The 6,388-nt window shown below is 61.9% G+C and carries 5 protein-coding genes (1 of these 5 cut by a window edge); 1 reads left to right on the top strand and 4 read right to left on the bottom strand.

Annotation, left to right across the window (positions count from 1 at the left end; translation table 11 throughout):
• Window positions 1–386 carry the 3' end of a M23 family metallopeptidase gene (locus M1D43_RS17190; protein ID WP_153314503.1) on the top strand. 1,555 nt of this gene lie to the left of the window's left edge, so the window shows 386 of its 1,941 coding nt (coding positions 1,556–1,941); the start codon falls outside the window, past its left edge; its stop codon occupies window positions 384–386.
• A 79-nt stretch (window positions 387–465) separates the two neighbouring features.
• Here M1D43_RS17190 and clpB read toward each other — a convergent pair whose 3' ends face one another.
• The 4 genes from clpB to prfA form a co-directional block, all read right to left on the bottom strand.
• On the bottom strand, window positions 466–3,072 hold the full coding sequence (clpB, locus tag M1D43_RS17185) for an ATP-dependent chaperone ClpB (RefSeq protein ID WP_153314501.1): 2,607 nt from the start codon (window positions 3,070–3,072) through the stop codon (window positions 466–468).
• Between the two features lie 341 nt (window positions 3,073–3,413).
• A complete protein-coding gene (locus tag M1D43_RS17180) occupies window positions 3,414–4,058 on the bottom strand; it encodes a DUF4167 domain-containing protein (protein WP_003533528.1) in 645 nt (214 codons plus the stop codon).
• A gap of 331 nt (window positions 4,059–4,389) precedes the next feature.
• Window positions 4,390–5,271, bottom strand: coding sequence for a peptide chain release factor N(5)-glutamine methyltransferase (prmC, locus tag M1D43_RS17175; protein WP_028004477.1), 882 nt, complete (start codon window positions 5,269–5,271; stop codon window positions 4,390–4,392).
• Window positions 5,272–5,277: 6 nt separating this feature from the next.
• Window positions 5,278–6,360 (bottom strand): peptide chain release factor 1, encoded by a 1,083-nt coding sequence (gene prfA / locus M1D43_RS17170; protein ID WP_010970074.1) that lies wholly within the window; start codon window positions 6,358–6,360, stop codon window positions 5,278–5,280.
• Window positions 6,361–6,388: the final 28 nt, after the last annotated feature.

Genomic DNA, 6,388 nt, shown 5'->3' with positions numbered 1-6,388 from the left:
GCGGCACGCCGATCATCGCGGCCGGAAACGGCGTCGTGCAGAAGGCCGGCTGGGACTCCGGCGGCTACGGCAACCAGACGCTGATCCGCCACGCCAACGGCTATGTGTCGTCCTATAACCACCAAAGCGCGATCGCCAAAAGCGTCAAGCCGGGAACGAAGGTCGTCCAGGGTCAGGTGATCGGCTGGGTCGGAACGACCGGCCTTTCGACCGGCCCGCACCTCCACTACGAGTTGATCGTCAACGGCAACAAGGTGGATCCCTTGCGTATCCGGCTGCCGGGAGGAAAATCGCTCGGCGGCGAGGCGCTGGCGAAGTTCGAGAAGGAACGCGAACGCATCGACGAGCTTCTCGGCGACGATGCGAACGAGGTCGCAAGCAAGTAGCCACACAGCAACGGTATCGCGAACTCGTAACAAAAAGGCCGCCCTGAGGGCGGCCTTCGTGGCTGTCGGAATGCGAGGCTTACGCGGCTTCCTTGTTCGCCCCTGCCCCGCGCTTGAAGTTCAGACGGTCGGAACCGGCAACGACCTTGATCACCGAGCCATCCGGGAACTCGCCCTGCAGCACTTTTTCGGCCAGCGGGTCCTGAACGTATTTCTGGATCGCCCGCTTCAGGGGGCGAGCGCCGTAGGCCGGATCGTAGCCCCTGTCCGCCAGGAAAACGCGGGCATCGTCCTCGAGCTCGAGCGTGATCTTGCGATCCGAGAGGAGCTTGCGCAGCCTTTCGAGCTGAATGTCGACGATCGCGCCCATTTCCGAGCGGCGCAGCCGGTGGAACAGTATGATCTCGTCGACGCGGTTCAGAAATTCCGGACGGAAAGCGGCTCTCACCACTTCCATGACCTGATCGCGAACCGCATCGCTGTCCTCGTTTTCGCCGAGTGCGGTCAGGTATTCCGCACCGAGGTTGGAGGTCATGATGATCATCGTGTTCTTGAAGTCGACCGTGCGCCCCTGACCATCGGTCAGACGCCCATCGTCAAGCACCTGCAGAAGCACGTTGAAGACATCCGGATGCGCCTTCTCGATCTCGTCGAACAGCACGACCTGATAGGGCCGGCGGCGGACCGATTCCGTCAGCGCCCCACCCTCCTCGTAACCGACATAGCCGGGAGGCGCGCCGATCAGGCGGGCGACCGAATGCTTCTCCATGTACTCGGACATGTCGATCCGCATCAGCGCGGTTTCGTCGTCGAAGAGGAAGCGGGCAAGCGCCTTGGTGAGCTCCGTCTTGCCGACGCCGGTCGGACCCAGGAAGATGAAGGAGCCGATCGGCCGGTTCGGATCCTGAAGCCCTGCGCGCGAACGGCGAACCGCCCGCGAGACGGCCTGCACGGCATCACCCTGACCGACGACCCATTTCGCCAGCTCGTCTTCCATCCTGAGCAGCTTGTCGCGCTCGCCTTCCAGCATCTTGTCGACCGGAATGCCGGTCCAGCGTGACACGATATGGGCGATGTTGTCAGGGGTCACGACCTCCTGCACCATCGGGTTGGCGCTGGCACCATCCTGGCTTTCCGCTTCGGCCAGTTCCTTTTCGAGATTCGGGATCACCCCGTAGGCAAGCTCCCCTGCCCGCTGGAATTCGCCCTTGCGTTGCGCGATCTGCAACTCGTTTCGCGCTTCGTCGAGCTGTTTCTTGAGATCGGCGGCCTGCCCGAGCTTCTGCTTCTCGGCCTGCCAACGCGCAGTCAGTGCGGCTGCCTCCTCTTCGAGCGAAGACAGATCGAGTTCGAGCTTGGCAAGGCGATCCTTGGAGGAAACGTCGGTCTCCTTTTTCAAGGCCTCACGTTCGATCTTCAGTTGAATGACGCGCCTGTCGAGTTCGTCGAGTTCTTCCGGCTTCGAATCGACCTGCATCCTGAGGCGCGAGGCTGCCTCGTCCATGAGGTCGATCGCCTTGTCCGGAAGGAAACGATCGGTGATGTAGCGGTTGGAAAGTGCCGCAGCCGCAACCAGCGCGGAATCGGAGATCCGCACCTTGTGGTGCTGCTCGTATTTTTCCTTCAGGCCGCGCAGGATCGAGATCGTATCCTCGACCGTCGGTTCCTCGACCATCACCGGCTGGAACCGGCGGGCAAGGGCTGCGTCCTTCTCGACATGCTTGCGGTATTCGTCGAGCGTCGTCGCGCCGACGCAGTGCAGTTCGCCGCGGGCAAGCGCGGGCTTCAGGAGGTTCGAGGCATCCATAGCCCCGTCCGCCTTGCCTGCACCGACCAGTGTGTGCATTTCATCGATGAAGAGGATGATCTCGCCACCTTCCGAGCGCACTTCGTTCAGCACGGCCTTGAGCCGCTCTTCGAATTCACCGCGGAACTTCGCACCGGCGATCAGCGCGCCCATGTCGAGCGCCATCAGGCGCTTGTCCTTCAGGCTTTCAGGCACATCGCCGTTGACGATCCTGAGCGCCAGGCCTTCCGCGATGGCGGTCTTGCCGACGCCCGGCTCGCCGATCAGCACGGGATTGTTCTTCGTCCGGCGCGAGAGCACCTGGATCGTTCGGCGAATCTCGTCGTCGCGGCCGATCACCGGATCGAGCTTGCCTTCCCTCGCCTCGGCGGTCAGATCGCGCGCATATTTCTTGAGCGAATCGAAGCCTTGTTCGGCATTGGCGCTGTCGGCGGTGCGGCCCTTGCGGATTTCGTTGATGACCTGGTTGAGCTTCGTCGGCGTGACGCCGGCCTTGGAGAGGATCGACGCCGTCGCGGCCGAGCTTTCGATCGCCAGCGCCAGGAGCAGGCGTTCGACGGTTACGAAGCTGTCGCCGGCCTTCTTGGCCGCATCTTCGGCTGCGGTGAAAACCTTGGCGAGCGGCTGCGACAGATAGACCGAGCCGTTGCCGCCGGTCACCTTCGGAAGCTTCGCCAAAGCTGCGGCCGTACCGACCTTGGCTTCCCGCGCATTGCCGCCGGCGCGCTCGATAAGCGAAGCCGCCATGCCCTGATCGTCCTCGAGCAATACCTTGAGAACGTGCTCCGGCGTAAATTGCTGGTGCCCTTCGGCCAGCGCATAGGTCTGGGCCGACTGCAGGAAACCGCGGACGCGTTCCGAATATTTTTCGATATCCATTCTTTACCTCCATAGCCCGGCGAGCCCATCAACGTGGCACTGGCCGGTGTTTCAGGATCGGGCTCCCGCATTCGGCAAGCCCGTTTAATTCATCGCCGCGCGCCTCTTTGGAGGCGCTGACAATTTGAGTTCCTGTCCCGTCCTCGCATTGCGAGATCAGGTCTTCGAAGCGAAATATGGGGCAGCGCACTTCTGAATTAAAGAGCGGCAAATGGAGGCGGCAGAGACAATCGCGTGCGAATGCGATCGCGCGGTGGATGCGGCACGCGTCGAGATCTTCCGCGAAAGCAAAAAGCCCAGCCGTTACGGGCTGGGCTTTTAAAAGAATTGCTGCGGAAGGGTTATTCCGAGGTGGCGAGCGCCGGGGTATTGCCATCGGTTTCGGGCTGCGCGTCGCCCCCTGCCTCTTCCTGCGCGCCACGGCGCGGCTGCCGGCGAGGCCGGCTCGTGCTGCGGCGACGGGAGGCCGAACGACCGGCCGAGCCCTGCGCCTCCTCTTCCATGGCGACTTCGGCAGGCATGCCCTCGATCACGGGCTGAGGACCCGAACCGTCGATGACCGGCTGAGGCTCGTTGGCCGGAGCCGCTGCGGCCGACGGAGCGACCGGCATTTCCTCTGAATAGCCCTGATCCAGATCGTCCTGATCGCGATCGGCAGAGTCACGATCCTGATAGTCCTGGCGTTCGTCGCGCTGGAACCGGTCCTGCATCTGAGCCTGCGCAGCCGCGATGATGCGGTTGTAATGCTCGGCGTGCTGCAGATAGTTCTCAGCGATCACGCGGTCGCCGGAGCTCTGCGCGTCGCGAGCAAGGGCCGCATATTTTTCGGCGATGTGCTGTGCGGTACCACGAATCTTCACATCCGGGCCGGAGCTATCGTAGGTCCGCGTCAAGGGATTGGATCCCTTGCGATTGTTGTTGTTGTTGTTTCCGCTGTTGTTGTTATTCCGCCCACGGCCGCGCTTGTTTTGCTGTCCTGGCCTCATAGTCCATTCACCTGAATTTTCTTGATAATGATGATCATGTGGTTCCGCTCTCGGTGCGGAAGTCCGCACCCGAGAAAACATGCGCCATGGCAGATCGCCTCTTCGCGATCTCGGCGCCGGTCGACGTTAAATTAACAGGTACCCGCACAAGGCACTGTCGAACCCTAGCAACTCTTTCTTGAGAGCAATCCCCGTGGCCAGGTCATACTGGAACGAATCTTTGGTCCAAGACCTTCTGCCCAGTGCGCGGGGTGAAACTAGCCCGCTTCCTTCGGGATTCCAAGCCCTTTCTTTGCTCTTCCGGAAAGAGAAGTGCGAGTGCAGCATTTTTTCAACGGTTATTGCTGCGCTCAATATCCTGCTGGAACACCAGGACCCGATCGTTGCCGCCGAGGTCCTTTGCGGCAGAGAGCAAACGAAAGCCCTGCGCTTCGAATAGCGCCGTTACCGCTCGTTTTTGATCGAAACCGATTTCCAAGCCTATTACGCCGTCTGTTTCAAGATGGCGACCAGCGTGAGAAGCAATGGCACGATAGGCATCAAGCCCATCCTCTCCGCCATCAAGTGCGGCGACCGGATCGTGGTATCTCACTTCCGGTTCAAGCTCCGGTATTACATTGGACCGGATATAAGGCGGATTTGAGACGATGATATCGAACCGTCCATCCACCGCCTCGAACCACTTGCTTCGAACGGTTCCGAAGCGCTCCGCCAAGCCATTCCTGCGAGCATTTTCAAGTGCCGTCGCCAGGGCGTCTTCGGATATATCGGTACCGAGACCGCGCGCGTCAAGTACCGCTGCGAGAAGAGCGAGACAAATCGCACCCGTGCCCGTTCCGAGGTCGACGATGCGACAACTCCCTTTGCTTGAGGCGATCCGCCGCGCATGGGGAATCAGGCAGTCGACCAGGGTCTCGGTGTCCGGACGCGGTTCCAGCGTCTCTTTGGAGAGCTTGAGCTTCAGGCCGAAGAATTCCCGCTCGCCGAGAATCCGGTAGACCGGCTCGTGCGCCGCGCGGCGCTCGACGGCGGCACGAATTCGAGCGGCATCCTCGTCGCTGACGGATTCCCTTCCGCGTGTCAGGAGCGCGGCAAGCGCAAGGTCGAGCAGGCCGGAGATCAGGTGCCGTGCATCGAGCCCCGCCGATTCGAGGCCGGCGGCCTTGAGCCTGTCGCGGCTCTCGGCTAGGAGGCTGTCGAGGGTTTGGGCCATTGAAACTCAGTTCTGCCTTTCGCCGAGCAGCGCGAGCTGGCTTGCCTGATAGTCGGCGAGCAGCGCATCCACCACGTCGTCGATCTCACCTTCCATCATTCGGTCGAGCTTGTAGAGCGTGAGATTGATACGGTGGTCGGTCAAGCGTCCCTGCGGGAAATTGTAGGTGCGTATGCGCTCGGAACGATCGCCGGAACCTACCTGGCTCCTGCGGTCGGCCGAACGCTCGCTGTCGGCGCGCTGCCGTTCCATGTCATAAAGCCGGGAGCGCAGCACCTGCATCGCCTTGGCACGGTTCTGATGCTGCGACTTCTCCGAACTGGTGACGACGATGCCGGTCGGAATATGGGTTATGCGCACGGCCGAATCGGTCGTGTTGACGTGCTGCCCGCCTGCTCCCGAGGAACGCATCGTGTCGACGCGGATGTCCTCCGGGCGGACGTCGATGTCGATCTCTTCGGCCTCCGGCAACACCGCGACCGTCGCCGCCGAGGTATGGATCCGGCCGCTCGCTTCCGTCTCCGGCACGCGCTGCACCCGGTGGACGCCGGACTCGAATTTCAGCCGCGAGAAGACACCGCGGCCCGATACCGTTGCGATGATTTCCTTGTAGCCGCCAGCCTCGCCCTCGCTCGCAGACAGCACTTCGACGCGCCAGCCCTTGCTCGCGGCGTATCTCTCGTACATGCGGAAGAGATCGCCGGCAAAGAGCGCCGCTTCCGAGCCACCCGTACCGGCGCGGATTTCGAGGATCGCGCTCTTTTCGTCGGCCGCATCCTTCGGCAGAAGCAGGATCTGGATTTCCTGCTCGAGCGCTTCAATCTTCTCTTCGACCTCCGGCTTTTCCATCTCCGCGAGGTCGCGCATGTCCTTGTCGGTCGCCCGGTCGGCAAGCATTGCTGCGATGTCGGCGAGCTCGGCAGTCGCCTTCTCATAGGCGCGAATCTTCGAGACGACCGGCTGCAGCTCGGAATATTCCGAGGCCAGTTTCACGTAAACGTCGGCCGACGGGCCGGCGGACATGCGCGCCTCGATTTCGCCGAACCGCCGCTCCAGTTCGCGCATCTTTTCAACGGGAAGCTTTGCCAAATCTCACTCCAAATGCAATCGCCTCGCC

The organism is Ensifer sp. R1-3 (assembly GCF_056739175.1).
The sequence above is the reverse complement of the archived record's forward strand: the minus strand, read 5'-3'. Positions and strand labels throughout refer to the sequence as shown.

What these genes read in the sequence shown, in the direction of transcription:
- clpB (WP_153314501.1), bottom strand. Translation starts at nt 3,072, where the DNA reads ATGGATATCGAAAAATATTCGGAACGCGTCCGCGGTTTCCTGCAGTCG.
- M1D43_RS17180 (WP_003533528.1), bottom strand. Translation starts at nt 4,058, where the DNA reads ATGAGGCCAGGACAGCAAAACAAGCGCGGCCGTGGGCGGAATAACAAC.
- prmC (WP_028004477.1), bottom strand. Translation starts at nt 5,271, where the DNA reads ATGGCCCAAACCCTCGACAGCCTCCTAGCCGAGAGCCGCGACAGGCTC.